Origin of the sequence: Neobacillus sp. B4I6, from assembly GCF_050434045.1 — a bacterium.
Classification (GTDB): Bacteria; Bacillota; Bacilli; order Bacillales; family Cytobacillaceae; genus Neobacillus.
In genome coordinates this window covers 6062085-6081966 of record NZ_JBNPWB010000002.1, presented here as the reverse complement: position 1 = coordinate 6081966, position 19882 = coordinate 6062085, and the positions used below count along the sequence as shown (strand labels likewise).

The 19882-nt window shown below is 36.2% G+C and carries 16 protein-coding genes; 2 read left to right on the top strand and 14 right to left on the bottom strand.

Annotated elements, in window-relative coordinates; genetic code table 11:
- Positions 1-106: 106 nt before the first annotated feature.
- A complete protein-coding gene (locus tag QF028_RS32095) occupies positions 107-790 on the bottom strand; it encodes a response regulator (RefSeq protein WP_179196042.1) in 684 nt (227 codons plus the stop codon).
- A 69-nt stretch (positions 791-859) separates the two neighbouring features.
- Positions 860-2002 carry a sensor histidine kinase gene (locus QF028_RS32090; RefSeq protein WP_429471791.1) on the bottom strand — a complete coding sequence of 381 codons (1143 nt, stop codon included), beginning with the start codon at positions 2000-2002 and terminating at the stop codon, positions 860-862.
- A gap of 329 nt (positions 2003-2331) precedes the next feature.
- On the opposite strand from QF028_RS32090, the gene QF028_RS32085 reads away from it, so the two are divergent.
- Together QF028_RS32085 and QF028_RS32080 are read left to right on the top strand one after the other, a co-directional pair.
- Complete coding sequence (locus tag QF028_RS32085; protein WP_429471788.1) at positions 2332-2964, top strand: YigZ family protein; 633 nt, start codon at positions 2332-2334, stop codon at positions 2962-2964.
- A 146-nt stretch (positions 2965-3110) separates the two neighbouring features.
- Positions 3111-4121, top strand: coding sequence for an LCP family protein (locus tag QF028_RS32080; protein ID WP_429471786.1), 1011 nt, complete (start codon positions 3111-3113; stop codon positions 4119-4121).
- 114 nt (positions 4122-4235) lie between these two features.
- Here QF028_RS32080 and QF028_RS32075 read toward each other — a convergent pair whose 3' ends face one another.
- From QF028_RS32075 to QF028_RS32020, 12 genes are all read right to left on the bottom strand, one after another.
- Positions 4236-5285 (bottom strand): glycosyltransferase family 4 protein, encoded by a 1050-nt coding sequence (locus QF028_RS32075; protein ID WP_429471784.1) that lies wholly within the window; start codon positions 5283-5285, stop codon positions 4236-4238.
- Positions 5286-5520: 235 nt separating this feature from the next.
- Positions 5521-6252 carry a WecB/TagA/CpsF family glycosyltransferase gene (locus QF028_RS32070; RefSeq protein ID WP_429471782.1) on the bottom strand — a complete coding sequence of 244 codons (732 nt, stop codon included), beginning with the start codon at positions 6250-6252 and terminating at the stop codon, positions 5521-5523.
- Positions 6253-6338: 86 nt separating this feature from the next.
- Positions 6339-7148 (bottom strand): teichoic acids export ABC transporter ATP-binding subunit TagH, encoded by an 810-nt coding sequence (tagH, locus tag QF028_RS32065; RefSeq protein WP_088089635.1) that lies wholly within the window; start codon positions 7146-7148, stop codon positions 6339-6341.
- A gap of 16 nt (positions 7149-7164) precedes the next feature.
- Complete coding sequence (locus tag QF028_RS32060) at positions 7165-7968, bottom strand: ABC transporter permease (protein WP_246869604.1); 804 nt, start codon at positions 7966-7968, stop codon at positions 7165-7167.
- A gap of 139 nt (positions 7969-8107) precedes the next feature.
- The gene (locus tag QF028_RS32055) at positions 8108-9256 is read right to left on the bottom strand and encodes a CDP-glycerol glycerophosphotransferase family protein (RefSeq protein ID WP_429471779.1); all 1149 of its coding nucleotides are present in this window, start codon (positions 9254-9256) and stop codon (positions 8108-8110) included.
- Positions 9257-9302: 46 nt separating this feature from the next.
- Positions 9303-9701, bottom strand: coding sequence for a glycerol-3-phosphate cytidylyltransferase (tagD, locus tag QF028_RS32050; protein ID WP_214715444.1), 399 nt, complete (start codon positions 9699-9701; stop codon positions 9303-9305).
- Positions 9702-9869: 168 nt separating this feature from the next.
- Positions 9870-12176 carry a bifunctional glycosyltransferase/CDP-glycerol:glycerophosphate glycerophosphotransferase gene (locus tag QF028_RS32045; RefSeq protein ID WP_429471776.1) on the bottom strand — a complete coding sequence of 769 codons (2307 nt, stop codon included), beginning with the start codon at positions 12174-12176 and terminating at the stop codon, positions 9870-9872.
- Positions 12177-12301: 125 nt separating this feature from the next.
- On the bottom strand, positions 12302-13498 hold the full coding sequence (locus tag QF028_RS32040) for a CDP-glycerol glycerophosphotransferase family protein (RefSeq protein ID WP_429471773.1): 1197 nt from the start codon (positions 13496-13498) through the stop codon (positions 12302-12304).
- Positions 13499-13529: 31 nt separating this feature from the next.
- Positions 13530-14696 (bottom strand): CDP-glycerol glycerophosphotransferase family protein, encoded by a 1167-nt coding sequence (locus QF028_RS32035; protein ID WP_429471771.1) that lies wholly within the window; start codon positions 14694-14696, stop codon positions 13530-13532.
- Between the two features lie 22 nt (positions 14697-14718).
- On the bottom strand, positions 14719-15744 hold the full coding sequence (locus tag QF028_RS32030; protein ID WP_429471769.1) for a ribitol-5-phosphate dehydrogenase: 1026 nt from the start codon (positions 15742-15744) through the stop codon (positions 14719-14721).
- Positions 15741-16454, bottom strand: a complete 714-nt coding sequence (locus QF028_RS32025; RefSeq protein WP_429471767.1) for an IspD/TarI family cytidylyltransferase — start codon at positions 16452-16454, stop codon at positions 15741-15743. The genes QF028_RS32030 and QF028_RS32025 overlap by 4 nt, the downstream gene beginning before the upstream one ends.
- A 242-nt stretch (positions 16455-16696) precedes the next feature.
- Positions 16697-19672 (bottom strand): PA14 domain-containing protein, encoded by a 2976-nt coding sequence (locus QF028_RS32020; RefSeq protein WP_429471765.1) that lies wholly within the window; start codon positions 19670-19672, stop codon positions 16697-16699.
- Positions 19673-19882 lie beyond the last annotated feature (210 nt).

The following is a 19882-nucleotide window of genomic DNA, read 5'->3' as shown; positions in this document are numbered from 1 at the left end:
ATATTGATTTTACTATTTTATATGAAATAGAGCTAAATTGCATTACTTCGCAAAAAAAACAAAAAGAGCATACCGTGAAGTATGCCCTTTACTATTTTATTAAATCTTACTTTACTTCAACCCAGCCATTTTTAATCGCAACAACCACTGCTTGGGTACGGTCGTTAACGTTCATTTTTTGTAAAATGTTTGAGACATGGTTTTTGACTGTTTTTTCACTGATGAATAAAGCTTCGCCGATACCACGGTTGCTTTTTCCATCGGCAAGCATTTGGAGTACTTCGCACTCGCGGCGTGTCAATAAATGCAATGGACGGCGAATTTCCATTGTTGGCATATAGCCTCCGCCGCCACGGGCCACACCCGCAGCAAGCTTGCGATATTCGTTCACCAAATTATGTGTAACCTTTGGATGTAGATAGGAACCGCCATCCGCCACAACACGCACTGCTTCAATCAGGGCATCGGCATCCATTTCTTTTAATAGATAACCTTGTGCACCCGTCTGTAAAGCATGGGTCACATAGTTTTCATCATCATGTATGGATAAGATAATAATTTTCGTTTTCGGATATTTTTCAACCAACTCACGAGTTGCTTCGATCCCGTTCTTTTGCGGCATGTTAATATCCATGATGACAACGTCGGGTTGGAATTCTTCTACTAATCTTAGTGCTTCACAGCCATCATCGCCTTCAGCCACAACTTGGAACGATTTTTCAAACTCTAGTATTCTCTTAACGCCTTCTCTAAATAGTTGGTGATCGTCTATAATGACAATTTTTGTAATCAATTGGTACGCCCCCTAATCCTTCTAATTTCGAAATTTTTCTCCATTGGCGGTAGGTTCATTTGTTTTTTAGTTAATTAGTGGAACTCGAATGAGTACTGCGGTTCCCTTGCCTATTTTTGAATCAAAGGTAATTTCGCCTTCAAGCAGGTCGACACGCTCGCGTATCCCTATCATGCCAAATGACTCAGGTTTCTTTTGCGTGATATCAAAACCGACCCCATTGTCCTTGATCAAGACGGTAACTGAGGCATTGGTTATTTCTAATCGAACTTTGATTTCACAAGCATTTGCATGCTTCAGTGCATTTTGCACCGATTCCTGGATCATCCGGAAGAGCGCGACTTCATACTTAGTAGGAAGCCGGCGTTCTAGGCCTATATTCACAAACTCGATTTTCGAATGGTTATGATATTCTTCGATTGTTTGTAAGTATTTTCTGAGGGTAGGGACAAGACCTAAATCATCCAATGCCATCGGACGAAGGTCATAAATAATGCGCCGGACCTCATAAAGTGCCGATCGGACCATTTTTTTAAAGCTTTTGACCTCAGAAAAAGCCTCATCCGCGCCCTTTTCCCTATAAACACGTTCGATTAAGTCGGAGCGCATGATGACATTGGCAAGCATTTGGGCGGGACCATCGTGAATCTCCCTTGAAAGCCGCTTGCGTTCCTCTTCCTGTGCTTCAATTATCTTTAAGCCAAAATCTTGTTTGGCTTTCGCATGTTCTAGGACTTTACCAACCTGTTTTAAATCACTCGTCAAGTAATTCATCACGACGGAAATTTGCGAAATAAGCTGGTCGGCACGATCAATTGTTTCATCTAATCCTACTAGACGGTTTTCAAGGTCTGCCCGTTTATCCAAAAGCTGCTTTTTGTACTGCCAATTAATCGAAAGATCCATTTGCAGTTGATGGGCCTTTTCGTAGGCATCACGGACCTCTTCTTCAGAGTAATTTTTAAAATTCATACTGACTTCTGACAGCATACTCCGCGCCTCGAGGACTTGTTTCTCGAGCTTCTCGCCTTCTTTTATGAGTTTGCTCATCATTTTCTTGATATTGTCTAATTCATTGATCATATTTTCGTAATCTTGACGGCATTGCTCGCCTATCTGGAAGATGTCGGTTTTGCTGCAAGTAACAGTTTCAATCATTTCTTCACGAATTTCATCAATTGATTTCATATTAATCTGCTTAAGCTTCATACACATTCCTCCGATAAGAAAAGCAATAAGCGCCTGGACGCTAAGCTAAACAATAATCTAATTTCAGTGAATGATATTTTATTATCTTTGGATTTCAAAATTCATCATACTACCTTTTAACATATTTTACCTTGAATTTTATCAATATGCGAATATGAACTTACATTGTATCCTTAATTTCAGTAAAAAAGTAGTATAATGGTAGTATCTCTTTTTGTCTATAAAAATAGGTTTTCACTACCTTTATCTTTTTTATTATAACACGGAAACTTTACTGCCATATTAAAGTTATATTACACCAATATGATATTAAGGAAGGAGTGCGCAATATGTTGCCTCGTTACCATACAGTAAAACAAACTGGTGAACATGAAATTATTATTCAAAAATCAAGATTTATTGCCCACATCAAAAGAACCGAATCGGAAGCGGAAGCCCAGGAATTCGTTCAAACATTGAAGAAAAAATATTGGGATGCCACGCATAACTGTTCTGCCTATCTGATTGGCGAGCACGATCAAATTCAGAAAGCCAATGATGACGGCGAACCAAGTGGTACAGCCGGCGTTCCAATCCTTGAAGTTTTGAAAAAAAGAAAGCTGAAGGATACAGTTGTGGTCGTTACCCGCTATTTTGGCGGGATTAAATTAGGTGCAGGCGGTTTAATTCGTGCCTATGGGAAAGCCACGTCGGAAGGCCTGGATGCAGTTGGGATTGTCGAAAGAAGGCTAATGCGGGTCTGCCATGTAAAAATTGATTATTCTTGGCTTGGCAAGATTGAAAATGAATTGCGGTCGTCCATCTATATCCTTAAAAATATCCAGTACCAGGAGAATGTCGAAATTGAAGTATTTGTCGAAGAAGAGAACCAACCGGCTTTCTCAGAATGGATGATTGAAATGACAAATGGACAAGCCGATATTACTGCTGGAGAAGTTACCTATCTTGAGTCAGATAACTAGGAAATTTCTTTCCTCTCTACCTATTGAGAATAGTAATAATATTGTAAAGAAAATTTCATTTTACCAATCTCAATAAATATTATAAAATAGAGTAGATTTTCAACAAAAATTGACAATTTTCTATTTAAACTACTAGGAGGCAATCTATGTCTATCAATAGACAAGTGTATAAAAATAATAACAAGGGTAAGGTAAAGAGAAGACTAAGACGAAAACGAATCTTCCTATGGATCGTAATGCCCCTTCTACTATTAATAATAGGCGCAACAGCTTACGGCGGATTTTTGTATAATAAGGCTGAATCAGTGATGAATAAATCCTACAAGCCAATTGATCGTGATACCAAAGCGAAGGCCAATGTAAAACTTGAAAATACATCGATACTATTTATTGGTGTCGATGATAGTGAAAAGAGAAAATCAAATGGGCGATCTCGTTCAGATGCCTTGATGCTGGCTACTTTTAATAAGAAAGAAAAATCTATTAAGCTATTGAGTATCCCGCGTGATTCATATGTTCACATCCCTGAGAAGGATATTTATACAAAAATTACTCATGCCCATGCTTATGGCGGCGTGAAACTTACGCTTGAAACAGTAGAAGAATTGCTTGATGTACCAGTCGATTATTATGTTAAAATGAATTTTAACGCCTTTATTGACGTTATTAATGCGCTAGATGGTGTGAAAGTAGACGTTCCATTCACATTTTCTGAACAAGATTCCCAGGACCATGCGAAAGCAATCACCTTGAAAAAAGGCGTACAAGAATTAGATGGTGAACAAGCTCTTGCGTTTGCACGGACAAGGAAAATGGATAGTGATATTCAAAGAGGACAGCGCCAGCAGCAGATCTTTAAAGCCATCCTCTCAAAAGGATCATCCATAAAGTCTATTTCTAATTACACAGACGTGATGGAAGCTGTTGGAAAGAATATGTCAACAGACTTAACGTTTGACCAAATGAAATCGTTTATTAGCTATATCCAGGCTGGTAGTGGAATCGATGTTGAATCACTATCACTAAAAGGGTCCGATTCATATATTGATCGTGTTTACTATTATCAGCTTGATGAAACGGCCCTAGAGGAAACAAAATCAACACTTAAGACACACCTTAACAGAACAAATACAGCAAGTGCAACGAAAGTTGAATAAGAAGCAACCCGGATCAGATAGTATCCGGGTTCTTTTTTTACATAAATATCAAATAAAAGAAAACAATAAAAGGGTAAATCACAACGCCTTCCTCTGTTGTGATTTACCCTTTTATTATCTATTTTTGTTCAGAATCCCCATGATTCGAAGGAGCGGCCGGTAATTCTTATTGATTAAACCAATCGTTTCAACAAATAATTCAATGGCCAGCACGATAATGGTAATGATTAAGATCGAGCCCCATACGGTTGTAATCGTAAAAATAAAGGCTGCGAGGCCAAACATGGCGCTCATAGCATAAATTAACAAAACCGTTTCTCGATGCGTAAAACCTAATTCTAGTAAACAATGATGTAAATGGGACTTATCTGGTGCGGATAATGATTTCTTATTGTAAATACGACGAATGATAGCAAAAAAAGTATCTGAAATCGGAACACCTAAAATAATAATTGGAACAATAAACGAGATCAAGGCAACATTTTTAAAACCGAGTAAGGCTAGAACTGAGATCATGTAGCCAAGGAAGAGTGCCCCAGAATCTCCCATAAAAATTTTTGCCGGATGGAAATTATATAGTAGAAAGCCTAACGTACTCGCAAGCAGGATTGTCCCCATGGCAACTACATAACCGTTTCCCATTACAATCGCCATCCCGGAAATAGTGATAAAGGCGATCGAGGAAACACCAGCTGCCAATCCATCAAGTCCATCGATTAAATTGATTGCATTGGTAACGCCAACAATCCAGATGACTGTAATTGGAATACTAAAGATACCAAATTCTAAGGTCCCATTAAACGGTAAGTTAATAAATTCTACTTCCACCCCGCCCCACATCACAACGATCAGGGCAGAAACAATTTGTAAGGTAAATTTTATTTTGGCCGATAATTCAAAGATATCATCTAAAATACCGGTAGCTAGTATGATTAAACCACCAGCAACAATAGCTGCATGGTAGGGACTGCTTGGGTGCAGGATTAAAAGACCGAAGAGAAAACTGATATAAATCGCCAGTCCGCCTAAACGAGGCATAATCTTAACATGTACCTTACGCTGATTAGGACTGTCCGTTGCTCCTAATCTAAAAGCCAATTTTTTTACGATTGGAGTGATTAATACGGAGCATAAAAAACATAATATTAAGGTCAGATATAACATGAAGACCCTCCCTATGAATATAATGCCCCATTAATAAATTTTAGAAACAGGCACATATTTCTAAGTACACAACGAACATATTATAGCACATATTTTTTACTTTGGTATATTTTGTTGAATTGTCGGAAAATTCACTCTCAATTAGCTAGCGTTACTAGGATTTATTAGTAACGATCCAACACCATGTAAGACGATTGGTTACTCTAAAAAGTTACATTTATTTTAGAATAATCGCTTATTTGGTGAACTTTAATTGGAAGATTTCCAGTAAAAACCGGGGGATGGCTAACATTCTCCTCCACCTCGACGGCTGCGAAATCAAGCGATAAAACCATTCGAGGTTCATTTTTTGCCAGAAACGAGGGGCACGCTGGACCTCTCCAGCGAGGACATCGATGCTGCCGCCAACTCCCATACATACTCCTTTTGGAAATTGATCCAGATTCCTTGCGATCCATTGTTCTTGTTTAGGGAACCCTAATGCCACGAAAATCAAATCAGGGCTTGAGGCTTTAATCTCAGCAGTGATCGGATTGTTCTCCCAATCAAAAAAGCCATGATGACTGCCCACTATTTGAACATGCGGAAATTGACTGTTGATATTAGCCACAGCTTTTTGATTGGTCTCTTTGCGCCCGCCCAATAGATAAATTTTCAACTTATTCTCGTTCCCAAGTTCCAGTAGACGGATCATTAAATCATAACCTGCGACCCTTTCCTTAATCGGGGTGTTTAATATTTTTGACGCTAGAATAATCCCATAACCATCAGGAACCACCATGTCGGCCGATTGAATGATTTTTTTATAGTCGGGATGTTCATGAGCGTACATGACAATTTCCGGGTTGGCTGTGACAATGAAAGCTTTGCGATTACTTTTTATCATTTCATTAAGAATGTTAACTACTTCATTAAATTGTTTATTGATAAAATTAATACCTAATATATCGACGGTGTTGTTCTGCATGGTTTTTATCCTTTAGTATTTTTTCATATTTATAAAAAAAGGCTCAAAAAAATGGATCTAGCCAATTATTTTTGAGCCTCTTTTTATTATCTAGCTGTATTTAATACTAATCTGCTCTGCTTTTCTAAGGCTGTTTCTCTAAACTTTCGCTGTTCCTCTTTAGACATGGCCTTAAATTCTTTGAGAAACGCTTCATATTGCGGAACCACTTCTGCAGTCGTCCCATACGCTTTGATTTGACCAAATTCTAACCATAAAGCTTTTTGGCAAAAATCTTTAATCTGGCCAATCGCATGGCTTACAAAAAAGATGGTTTTGCCTTTCTCTTTAAAGCTGTACATTTTTTTCTTTGATTTTTCTGCAAATGCTTGGTCCCCAACGGAGAGCGCCTCGTCGATAATTAATATATCGGGATCCACTGTCACGGAGATGGCAAAACCAAGCTTTGATTTCATACCACTTGAATAGGTTTTTACAGGCTGATCAATAAACCTTCCTAGTTCGGAGAAATCAATAATTTCGGGTTCGAGCTCCCGGATTTCTTTTTTACTAAAACCGAGCATTAAACATTTCAGTTCAATATTTTCTCGACCCGTTAAATTATTGTTTAACCCAGAGGCAATCGCAATTAAAGATGTTTGTCCAATCGTTTCGACCTTTCCATTTGTAGGTGGAACTACGCCTGCAATAATGTTGGATAGAGTCGATTTTCCGGAGCCATTTACACCAATTAAACCAATCACATCGCCTTGTTCAGCGGTGAAACTTATATTTTGCAACGCGTAGAAATCATCACCATAGCCATTGGGCAAAATGATATCAAGAAGCTTATCAGATGTTCTATTATACAATTTATATTTCTTTGATACATTATCAATAATAACTGTTTTAGTCATTTTTTCCACTTCCACTTTACAAGTAGTCTACAAATCGATTTCGAAATTTCAAGTGCAGTGCGGAGCCTATAAATAACAACACGAAAACAAGTCCCCAAAAGTAGGCGGTATATTTAATGTGTTCAATTAGATACCAGCTATGCCCTAACAGAGCAGCGCGATAACCTTCAGCAATATAGTATAATGGATTAAACTTCATTACGCTTTGAACGATATGTGGAAGTCTTTCAGGCGTCCATAATAATGGTGTCAGATAAAGCAGCATTCTGACAATCGCTTGGACAATCATTTGTACATCCCGTACAATTGTCGCTAAGGTAGAGGTAATTAATGAAATAGCTACCAGTAGAATAATGGTGGCAAACATATAATAAGGTAACGACAAATAATAGATCGATATAGGATAGCCTGTAAATTGAAAGATAACCACAATGACTCCAACTAACATGAGATGCTGATAAAATTTCGATATAATGACATAAGTTGGAATAACACTCATCGGAAAGCTCATTTTTGCGATTAAGGCGATCCTCGTATAGATCGACTTTGATGCGTCCAATATTGCTGGATTAACAAAGAACCAAACTAAAATACCCGCCAGCATCCAATAGAAATACGGAATCCCCTCTACTGCACGTCCACCACGGATACCATAACCGAATACAAAATAATAGATACCTATTTGAATCATGGGATTGATTAATTCCCATAATATCCCTAAATAATGACTGTTATTTGCACTTTTTAATTCAAAAAGGGATAATCTTCTGATGAGATAAAAACTGCTAATCTGTTCCCTTATGACCTTAAACATTGACATCGTGTGTTTGATCCTTCCTAAACGATTTAATTGGGGATATAAGATAAGACCTTTTCATAAAATGAATCATTCCCCCTCAAAGACCATAACATTTTACCATAAAAAAAGGATAAATTCTAACTCAATTAGACATATGTAGTTAGTTTGAGTTCTTATCCCTTTGATACGAGTCGCTTTGTGATTCTTTAAAAATGTAATCTACGAGCTTCTGGCTGGATATCCCGTTTGAATATTTATTCCAAATGTCAGAAAAACTGGTAACCTTCTGATAATCAAATAAGTTATCTTTAATAATCGTAATGATTTCATCCGTATGTTTCGTTATCGGACCTGGAACGGTCTCTTCAAAATCCTCCCACAATCCTCTTTCCACTTTGTATTGTTCAATATCATAAGTAAAAAAGATCATGGGTTTATTTAATAATGAAAACTCATATGGTATGGAAGAATAATCTGTAATCAGCAAGTCAGTGATAAGCAACAGTTCATTAGCATCATAACGTGAGGATGAATAATCATAAACAAAATTAGAATATAATTCATTGTTTTCCAATGAACTTTTTATCGCAGGATGGAAACGGAGCAACAAAACATATTCATCACTGAGCTCCTGATACATTTTTTCTAAATCCAATTTTAATTCAAATTGATCTAATTGATGATCCCTGTATGTTGGGGCATACAAGATCACCTTTTTGGATGTTAATTCAGGATTCTCATCTAATAATTTAGAAATAATTGCTTTATGTTTGTTCTCATCAAAAAAAAAGTCAGTTCTCGGTATTCCTGTTCGAAGAATGTTTTGATCCTTTAGGGCAAATACCTGTTTAAAAATATCAGCCATTTTGTCTGACCCAACAACAACCTTATGAAATTTTTCGTAAACTCGTAGAAATCGCTTATGAGCCCTATTACTACGATTGACATTGGACTCATCCTCCAGTCCAAACTTTTTAATCGCACCTGCTGCGTGCCAAAGCTGGATACATTCCACACCCGTTTTAAAATTAGTTGAAGCCAAAACCCCAAAATAGTTATCAATAATAATTTTTTTGGAAGTAGCGAGGTGATAGATGGAACGCAATAGATCGATAAACGATGTTTCAAATGGAATGACAGGAAGAGCAGGATATTTCTTAAAAAGTGAAAGTGAAGAACCCTTACATAAAAAGACAATTTCTTGTTGGATATTCTGGTGAAGAATTTCCTCGTACACATATTTGGCATTATCCCCAAAGGAAACCAGAAAGGTGACCTTATTTTTTAATGGGAATGCCTTACAAATCATAAAAAAGCACTTAAATATAAACAAATAAATGGATATGACAATTTCTCTAATCATTTTTCACATAATTTAAATCGGATTTAATTTTGGAGGTTGAGATACCGGTAGTTCTTGGCAAATAAACCACTTCACAATACCTTTTTAGAAAATCAAAATGACCTTTCCAATCATCACCCATTACAAAGACATCAATATTATGGTCAATTACGTCCTGGATCTTTTGTTCCCAGCAGGATTCCGGAATGACGTGGTCAACATAGCGAATCGACTCCAAAATTAATTGTCGGTCCTGATAACTATAGTAGGCTTTTTTATTCTTTTCGATATTAAATTCATCTGTTGATAGACCAACGATTAGAAAATCTCCTAATTCCTTAGATTTTCTTAATATATTGATATGACCAACATGGAGCAAATCAAAAGTCCCGTACGTTAATACCTTTTTCATTCTTTTCAACTCCTCACCGAGTTTTCATTGCAGCGTTTATTCACCACCTGAAAACTCTTGCAGAAAAACAATCCATTTCCCATTATATATCCCACTAGTTTTTATTTCAAACACTAGTGAAAGGATTCACGTTCGGTCTATGTAAAAATAAAACCATGATAGTTACTATCATGGTTTTATTAGTATATCCACAAATCTTTTTGCAGATTCTCCGTCAAGATCATCGAAGAATCGATGTTTAAAGCTTTCAATCTTTTTAAAATCAAACTGGTTTTCTTTCACCGTTTTGATAACCTCATCAGTAGTTTTTACAATTGGCCCTGGAACAAAGTCAGAGTATTCATAGTAAAAACCACGATCTTCGAGATACTCATCAAGGTCATATGCAAAGAAAATCATTGGTCGTTCCAATAAAGAGAATTCAAAAACTAAAGATGAATAATCACTAATTAAGATATCCGTATTGATTAATACATTATTTATTTCATTCGAACTCATATTTATAACAAAGTCTGCTGCTTCCTCTGGTATTTGAACTTTTTTGGTAACAGATGGATGAAGCTTTAATATCAGTACATATTCATCTGAAAGTTCTTCAGCCATTTTTACTAAATCCAATTTAATATTAAAATTAGCCCGCTTACCTGGACCACCTCTAAACGTGGGTGCATAAGTAATCACTTTTTTATTTTTAAGTTGTGGATAGGTTCCCAGATATCGCTGGTGAACGAATTCCATTAATTCCTTATCAAAAAAGACATCTGTTCGCGGCAATCCTAATGGGTAAATATTTTCTTCCGGCACTTCAAATGCCTCAGCATAGTGAGGAATAATCTCTTTACTTGTAACTACGGCTTTTGTGTAAATTTGATGAGCACTTCGTTCAAACTGGGTGGAATTACTTTCACGATACCCTACGGCACTATGGCCAAATTTCTTAAAAGCGCCAGCTGCATGCCAAGTTTGAATCACTTCCGTTTGCTTGCGCACACGAAGCTTATATAATGGACGATAATAATCATCTAAGATTAAATAACGGGAAGTCGCGATATCATAATACAGTCTACAGAAATCCCTGAAATTTCGCTTTTTCTTGAAATGACCTCTAATTTTGTAATCTGGGCGCTGATTAATTAATTCATCATAAATATGCTCAAATGAATCCGTTAATCTCGGAAATTTGTTGGTCGCCATCGTAATTTTCTTTTGTACAGGCAGGGTGCTAAAAAATGGAAAAGCCACCCGCCGAACAAGAGCTGTTTTCACCTTGGATTTTATTTTTTTTGATTTTACTTTAACTAGATAGAAAAAGATCGGGGAAAGATTATTTCTTTTCCATGCTTTCTTAACCGCCATGAACACTTTTTGTTTTTTCGAAGTCTCTAATGCATGTAAAGAACCGGGATCCAGTTTTGAGAAACAAACCTTTAGCCATTGTAGATACAGTTTTTTGGCAGCTGGACTTACCAGTTTATAGCGATCTGCAATTTCATAGGTCATCACTCTATGTAACGATGGAATCTGATTAAATAAATGATAATCTAAAGTTTTCACCCACTCCAAAACCAGGGTAAAGGATTCTACTTGAGTTTTTTGATCCTTGCTTACAAGCGCACTTCGAATAGCAGGCCAAATGTCTGCTGAAATAATTCTGGTATAATAACTTTTCTTTAAAGCAAATCGGGTATGTTGATTTGAAATATATTTATCCCATAATTGATCGGAAATACGTAAACTTTTAAAAATATCGGTTAAAACCTTTACTGAATTCACGCGCACAGTTTGTGATAAGGATAAATTCTCCTCCGCTTCCCTCGACCGATATTTATAAATGATTTTATCAACTGTATATATTTTATTTGCCTTCATATAGGCTTCAATCACAAATGGCTGATCCTCGGTTACATGAATATCTGCAGGAAACCGTATTCCTGTAACGATTTTAGAATGGTAAAGCTTATTGCACGGTCCCAATGAGAATAGTAACCCTGGATTGGAGACGAGGCTCTTTTCACCTGGAATGTATACACCATTATTCACGTGACTAGCGATAAACCATGTTTCTGTACTATTAAAGCTTAAAGAAGTTCCTAAAACGATATCTGCCTTTTCTTTTAACGCACTATTATACATGGTTTCTAAGGCATCTAGTGGTAAGAGGTCATCTGAATCAACAAAACTAATGAATTCACCTCTTGCTACTTCTAAACCATTATTCCGTGCTACCCCTGGTCCTGAATTTTCTTGTTTTATAAAAACAATATTTCTGTATTTATTTGCATATTCTTCAACGATTTCTGGACTTCGATCACTTGATCCGTCATCAACCATAATAATTTCAATGTGATCTAACGTCTGGTTGACAAGAGACTCCAATGTCTCCGTAATATATTCTTCCACATTAAAAACTGGGGTAATAATACTTACCTTTACATCTTCTAATTCAGGATGAATGATATATTGAAGTTTACTCATATAATATCTCCTCTGTTGTAAAAAAAACAAAGCACCATTTTTTGAAACGCTCATCTTTTTTAACTATTATTTACATCATTTTCCTCTTTTATTATTAAATAAAAGAATACGGATAAAATTCGATTCTATTTGGAATCTGCATCTACGATGAGTTGGTCTACTACACGATCGCTTGATTTCCCATCCGTATGATCAAAAAAGTAATCAACAAATGTCTCGATTTTTTCCATTTTGAAGTCTTTATTTTGAATGGTTTCAATTAATTCATCTAATGTCCTTGCTAAAGGGCCAGGGATAAATGAATCATATTTATAATAAAAATCTCGTGTTGCTATATATTCCTCTACATCTGGAGAATAGAAAATCATCGGTTTATTTAATAATGCAAACTCAAAGCAAACAGAGGAGTAATCGGTTATTAATAGATCTGAGATAAATAATAAATCATTAATTTCCCGATAATGTGAAATGTCGTAGAAAAAATCTTTATATTCTTCAGGGATTTGCCAATAGTCTTTTACAAATGGATGCATTTTAAATAGAAAAACATACTCATCATGTAAGGCATGATAAAGTTTATCTAAATGAAGATAATCCTTCGGATAATAGGCAGACTGCTGGCCGTCCCCTCGAAAGGTCGGTGCAAACATAATGACTTTTTTTTCAGATAAAAAGGGATACTTTCTGTATAATTCTTCTTTAACCTTCACTTGGTAAGCTTGATCAAAAAAGACATCCGTTCTTGGTATCCCAGTTGCAAAGACTCGATTTTCACTAATCCCAAAGCCTTCAGCATAATGCTTTGCCACACTCTTCGAACTGACGATTACCTTCGTGTAATTGCGGTGATTCAAAGAATAAGGGTCTGGACCGCCTGGAAGACCTACACGGCTGTATCCAAAGGTTTTAAACGCACCGACTGCATGCCATAACTGGATAAGATCGGCATCTTTCCGTAACTTTAATGGATAGACCATCGGATAAAAGTCATCCAACAAAATAAATTTTGCCGTTGCCAGATGAAAAGCTAAACGAACCATTTCCCAATAGGTTTTATAAGCACGCGTACTCTCTTTTAAAAAAAAATGGTATCGGTAATTTACATTTTTTCTTTTTAATGTCTGATATACAAATTCAAAGTTACCGCTTAAATCGGTTCGGCTATCTGATGCAAATAATATTTTTTTTTTATTTAACGGAAATAGGCAAAAAAGTAGGTAAAGCAATCGAAACATAACTTTACGGAAAAAACGGTAAACAAGACTAAATTGAGAGCTGTTTCCTTTACTTTCCGCTTGGTTTTCCATTTTATTTTTTAACATTATTAATCTCCTACTGGAAAATTTATGCGATCTAGCTTTTTTCAATTAAATTATCTACGATTCTTTTACTTGTTTTTCCATCAAAGTATGTAAAAAAACGATTTCTAAATTGCTCAATTTTTTTCAGATCAAATTCATCTTGTTGGATCCACTCAATCAGATCTTGCGTTTGATGAAAGAACGGCCCTGGAATGAATGACAGGAAAGGAAAATAAAAATCTCGTTCCTTTATATACTCTTCAAGGTCATCAGCAATAAAGGCAATTGGCCTGACTAATAAACTATAATCAAAAATAACCGATGAATAATCTGTTAAAAGAATATCAGCTAGAACTAATAATTGTTCAATATTGAATTTTTTCTTTACATGAAAGACAAAATCTTTATCTTCTTCCTTAATGGTGATCTCCGAACGCATATATGGATGTAAATGAATCAGTAGTACATATTCATCTCCGAGAGTTTCCCTCATAGCTGAAAAATCGATAGGACAGTGAAATGATTCTTGATAATGACTTTTCCCTCTAAACGTAGGAGCATATAAGATAATCTTTCTTCCCTGAATCTCAGGAAATTCACTCTGTAATTCTCCCATCAATCTTAACTGCTCTCGTTTATTAAAAAAATAATCTGTTCTCGGTACACCTAATGGGAATATCCTTGAGGATGGCATATCGAAGGCTTCAGCATAAAAAGGAATGACTTCCGAGGAACTCACAAATACTTTAGAATAGTTTGAATGAACCTTAACACGTTTTAAATAATCTGAACTGGGACCAAATTCTTTATCTACGGTGCTTAAGCCAAATTTCTTGAATGCACCTGCTGCATGCCAAAGCTGAACAATATCCGTTCCCTGTCGAGGTTTTATCACATAAACGGGGAAATAATAATCATCGATGATAAAATAACGGGATGTTGCTAAATGATAACTCGCTTTAACCATATGTAGGACATAGTGGAATTTGCCTAGTAATGAGCTGCTATACTTTTTAAAAAGAAAATTACACGTCCAATTGGGATATCTTCCGTGTAATTCCTTATAAATATAATAGAGATTTCCCTGAATCTCCGTGGCCCGATAGGAAGCAAAGGTGACCTTTTCATTATTTACTTTAAAAAGAAGGCATGACAGGTAAAAGATCATCTGAATGAATCCCTTCACCATAATTGTTGGAAAAATTCTCACTAAATACATCGCCATGCCTGCCTTTTTTATTTTATATTTTCCATTCGAGAATGGTTTTTCCCCACGAGTTTGTCAGGTCTTTTTCAAATGCATCAATAATATCTTGGATGTTCTTTACTTGGTGAACTTCTCCAATCAGCATGCCAAAATACTCGACCACTTCCGGGTGCTCAACCATGAAATTTACAGTGTTGACAAAATCATTTCGTCCACTTCGACTGCTGCCAATCATTGTAAGACCTTTTTCTAGAATCATTCTAGTGTTTATTTCAACAGGATATTCAGAGACACCGAGAATACAAATAGATCCCTCTGGATTAATATAATCAATCATTTGATTAATCGCAGATTGGCTGCCATGCCCGCCAACACATTCAAATCCATGATCAATCCGTAAATCATCCGGAATCTCATCAATTTGATACGCTTCATCAACAAACGAAAAATGATCCATTTTGTATTTTGTTTTCCCAAATATATAAACTTTGCTATCCGGATAGCGTTTCTTTAAAATCAGCGTGGTTATATAACCTAAATTCCCATCTCCCCATACCCCGAACGTATTTTTTCGAGCATGTGCTTTTGCCTCAAAGCGCACTAATGCATGCATACTGATGGTGATTAATTCCATAAAAGCCGCAACCGATGGATCAATTTCTTCTGGTAAAGGGACAATCCGATCCCTGTGAAGAAAAACATAGTCCTGCATAAATCCATCGTAACCACTTGAACGAAATTTACTCGATCGCAAGTAATTTTCTGCAATAACTTCATCTTTTTCAGTTGGGGTATTCGGTACCATCACAACCCGGGTACCAGGTGCAAACTCATTATTTGGATCATAAACGACCTTACCAATCCCCTCATGAATCAGCGCCATTGGCAGTTTTTTAGCCATGGCTTCTTTTCCACGTGTGCCGGTGTAATACCTTTGGTCGGCCGCACATATGGAGAGATGAGTGGGACGCACTACAATTTTATCGGACTGAATGGAACGATCTTTATAGGTCACTTCAAACTGCCGTGGCGACACTAAGCGATACACTTGATTAATCATCGTGAAACCCTCTCTTGTAGGATTGCATTAGCTACCTTCAAATCATATGGGGTTGTTACCTTTATATTAAATAATTCACCCTTGACAATCTTAACCTGTTCACCTGCAAGCGCGCAAATTTTACATGCATCCGTAAGAATCATTTTTTGTTCCTCTGTTAGCGCGTTATAATAAGTAACTAATTTCTTGATATTAAAGCTTTGTGGCGTTTGTCCCTGGTACATAGTATCCCTTACCGGAATGTTTGAGATAAATTCTCCATCCTCAGATTGGATAATCGTATCAATCGCCTCGATCACTGTATCAACAGCCCCAAACTTAATGGCCGCTTCGATATTCTCTTCAATAATTCGATGAGTTAGAAATGGTCTTACAGAATCATGGGTAATAATCACATCATCATCGTTAATTCCAAAGTTTTTTTCGATATAGCGGATGCCGCTCATGATGGATTCATTGCGATCTTTTCCACCTTCTAGCACAACAATCCTTGCGTCTTTTCCAATATATTTATTAATAATATCTTTGGCATGATTAACCCACTCTTTCGGTGTTACGACTAGAATCTTCTCAAAACGATCATTCAAGATAAACTTTTCAATTGTATGTATAATGATAGGTTTACTATTTAAAGTTAAAAACTGCTTGGGCATATTAATATTACCCATTCTTGTTCCTTTTCCTCCGGCAAGAATTTCTGCAAAAATCATTGTCCACACCCCTTATCATACTTAACATGCTTAATTTAAAGTAACTTTATTATTAAAATGATACATAATTAACCGTACCACTCTTCATCCTAATTAACAAAAAACGACAAATTTCTTGACAAAAACTCAATTAAAACTATACACTCTTTCAAATACATTTTCAAGCGAGGTAAGATTTCATTTCAGTGTCTTTATTGCAAAAAAAATGAAGGGAGGAAATCTTCCACTTCATTTTTTGGGGCTTAATAATATTTAGGGACATCAAAAACTAAAGTATAGCTATCTAGTAAACTATAAAGATTAAAAATGTTAGGTGTTTGTTTCACAGCCCAGCCAATATCGGTTGCATATTGATGTGTAGCTGGAGCCGCAGGATTCCATTTCATTTTATAAATGGTGTCCTGGCCTTTATCAATATAATTCAAGGCAACAAATCTTGCCCCACCCACAATCGCTTTATCCGGTGTAGTCCAGCCCTGATTAAATGCCCTTCTTGCTCCACAATGAAGCGGACACTTATCAAAAGCACCAACACCATACATATTATAAACGATCGCATCATAGGAGGCTGCATCACTTGCTAATTCGGTAATCTCTTCTTCTCCTGTAGCAGGATCAATGACAGGATTCCCATTACTATCAAGCTTTTTCTTTACCTTAACCCCTTTTGCTAACGGAGAACTACCATTTCCTGTTTCGAGCAGCGAATGGGAAATCAAGTAAATTTCATTGATGTTATACAGTGCACCTGCGTTAACAAAAATTTGCCCTTTCCCTGTAAGAGTTCCTTTATTCGTCAATATCTTTTGATTGACTTCGTACGCATCTGCACCGGCAATTTCAGAAAGCTTTAGAAATTGATAATAACTTGCAGTGCCAATTCCAAAATTGGTAGGGTTAATATAATAGCTAATATCCGTTGGGCTTGGATTAACCCATTCTTCATTATATTGAATCTTATACCAATAATATCCATCCTTTTGCATGGTTTTGGAATCGATTGTCACTTGTTCATTAAGATCTAGCTTTCCAAGGATCCAACCATCAACTGGTATTCCTCTAACGTTTGTATTGTCTGTGTTTACAACACCCACATTCGGTGTTGAGGCATTGACTGTTAATAAGTCACTTCGTACATAGGCATCATATTTTTTATCAGTTTGAGATACACCAATTTGTTTATCGAGAAGTTCTCCTAATGAAATATCATAATTGGTATATTGAGTAGTGGTTTTCTTAATAACCTCACTTAAGTTCACTACTAATGAGGCACTATACTTACTGTCATAATACTCAACCTTAATGATGTGGATTCCTTCCGACAATTGTTGGGGGGAAGAACTATAATTATTAACCCCGTCCTTCCAGCTATCCACTTTACGTACACCATCAACATATATACGCACGCCATCATCGGCTTTACCTGAAAGTTTATAATTACTTGATTTTGCGATATATACCTTTTTTTCAAAAACAGCAGAAAAATTATCTGCTGGGATATTGGTTATAGGAGATCCACTCCAATAAAAATTCAGCGCATCAAACGTTTTTTGAACAGGATTCCCTGTCAAATTATTGCTAGGATAGAATTTCGCTTCCCAAAAATCTTCAATGAGGTCTAATTTCATCGTGGCACTATATTTTGAATCATAATACTCAACCTTAATGGTATGGGTACCCGTCGTAAGAGTTACCTGATCATCGATGATATTCACGCCATCTTTCCATTTATCGACATTGAGTACTCCGTCTACATAAACTCGTACACCATCATCTGCTTTTCCTATGAATCTATAGTTTCCAGGTTTCGTCACAACATATTGTTTTTCAAAGGTTCCAGAGAAACCATCAGTTGGGAGCATAGGATCTGGCGAGCCATTTCCCCAAGAAAATTGTAATTCATCATAAACTTTTATTAATGGGGTACCTGTAAAATCCTTTGATGGATAATAAGTTGCTTTCCATTTAGTAGGATCAATCGTTTCATTCTCTTGATTAATTGGTTCTAAATTTAAATTCAATGAAGCGCTATATTTTGAATCATAATACTCGACTTTAACGGTATGGGTCCCAGGCTCTAGCGTAATCGGAACATCAATGTAATTCACGCCATCTGTCCATTTATCCACATAACGGATTCCGTCAATATACACTCTTGCTCCATCGTCCGCTTTTCCTACGATTTTATAATCGCCTATTTTATCAACAACATAATTTCTTTCAAAAATACCTGAGAAATTATCAGTTGGAATAGTAGAATCTGGTGAGCCGCTTCCCCAAGAAAATTGCAATTGATCATATTCTTTCTTAATAGGTGTACCTGTAAAATCCTTAGTAGGATAAAATCTGGCACTCCACTTATCAACTGGAATTGTTACCACTTCTTCTGGGATGGATTCCACTACTTCATTCATGTTAAATGCAAAGGAAGAACTCCATTTGTCATCAAAATACTCTATTAATATCGTATGACTGCCAGATGCTAGATAAACCTCTTGATTAAATGAATTAATTCCCGACTTCCACTTATCAACTTTTTTGGTACCGTCGACGTAAACACGCACTCCATCATCTGCCTTGCCTGTTAAGCTGTAATTTCCAGATTTAGTAACCTGTACTTGTTTTTTAAATACAGCCGTAAAATGGTCAGATGGAATGCCTGAAATTGGTGATCCGCTCCCCCAATGAAAGTCTAAGTTTGGATAAAATTTCTTTACTGGACTCCCAGAAAAATCAGCTGACGGATAAAATTCTGCTGACCACGAATCTGATCCAATACTTTCAGAAAGTTTTACCAAATCAATGGCTAGAGCAGCGCTCCACTTTTTTTCATAATATTGAACCTTTAGCGTATGAGTGCCTGCGGTTAAATAGATTTCTTGATTAATAGAATGTACACCGTCACTCCAAAAATCTATTCTTTTCTTCCCATCTACATAAATCCGTACCCCATCATCAGCTTTTCCTGTTAGGCGATATTTCCCTGGACTTGAGATGGTTACCGTTTTCTCAAATATTGCCGAGAAATTGTCTTTTGGAATTTTTGGATCAGGCGAATTAGCCTTCCAATCGAATTTTACATTTGTATATGTTTTAGTTATCCCAGTTCCAGTAAAATCAATTCTGGGGTAGAAAGTAGCTTTCCACGCTCCATCCTCAGCCTTAGCGGAATCATCGTTTATAAAAAGTAATCCGAAGAATCCAAGAAAGAATATCATTAATGGAATATTCAATTGTCGAAATTTGATTTTTAAGCCCTCCTAAATAATTTTTTTGTCGATATATAAACTATTATCTTAAAGTTTCATAGAAATGTTAATACATAATATAAATATAGTAAAAAAGACCCAGTATAACAACTGGAGATATGTCCCAACTAGGAATGTTTAGTTAAAATGGTAAATTTTATGTACATTTATTAATTAATA

Coding starts and splice junctions, on each gene's coding strand:
- QF028_RS32070 (WP_429471782.1), bottom strand. CDS start 6,252: ATGCAGAACAACACCGTCGATATATTAGGTATTAATTTTATCAATAAA.
- QF028_RS32085 (WP_429471788.1), top strand. CDS start 2,332: ATGTTGCCTCGTTACCATACAGTAAAACAAACTGGTGAACATGAAATT.
- QF028_RS32035 (WP_429471771.1), bottom strand. CDS start 14,696: ATGTATTTAGTGAGAATTTTTCCAACAATTATGGTGAAGGGATTCATT.
- QF028_RS32055 (WP_429471779.1), bottom strand. CDS start 9,256: ATGATTTGTAAGGCATTCCCATTAAAAAATAAGGTCACCTTTCTGGTT.
- QF028_RS32030 (WP_429471769.1), bottom strand. CDS start 15,744: ATGATTAATCAAGTGTATCGCTTAGTGTCGCCACGGCAGTTTGAAGTG.
- QF028_RS32020 (WP_429471765.1), bottom strand. CDS start 19,672: ATGATATTCTTTCTTGGATTCTTCGGATTACTTTTTATAAACGATGAT.
- QF028_RS32025 (WP_429471767.1), bottom strand. CDS start 16,454: ATGATTTTTGCAGAAATTCTTGCCGGAGGAAAAGGAACAAGAATGGGT.
- QF028_RS32080 (WP_429471786.1), top strand. CDS start 3,111: ATGTCTATCAATAGACAAGTGTATAAAAATAATAACAAGGGTAAGGTA.
- QF028_RS32075 (WP_429471784.1), bottom strand. CDS start 5,285: ATGTTATATCTGACCTTAATATTATGTTTTTTATGCTCCGTATTAATC.
- tagD (WP_214715444.1), bottom strand. CDS start 9,701: ATGAAAAAGGTATTAACGTACGGGACTTTTGATTTGCTCCATGTTGGT.
- QF028_RS32045 (WP_429471776.1), bottom strand. CDS start 12,176: ATGAGTAAACTTCAATATATCATTCATCCTGAATTAGAAGATGTAAAG.
- QF028_RS32060 (WP_246869604.1), bottom strand. CDS start 7,968: ATGTCAATGTTTAAGGTCATAAGGGAACAGATTAGCAGTTTTTATCTC.
- tagH (WP_088089635.1), bottom strand. CDS start 7,148: ATGACTAAAACAGTTATTATTGATAATGTATCAAAGAAATATAAATTG.
- QF028_RS32090 (WP_429471791.1), bottom strand. CDS start 2,002: ATGAAGCTTAAGCAGATTAATATGAAATCAATTGATGAAATTCGTGAA.
- QF028_RS32040 (WP_429471773.1), bottom strand. CDS start 13,498: ATGTTAAAAAATAAAATGGAAAACCAAGCGGAAAGTAAAGGAAACAGC.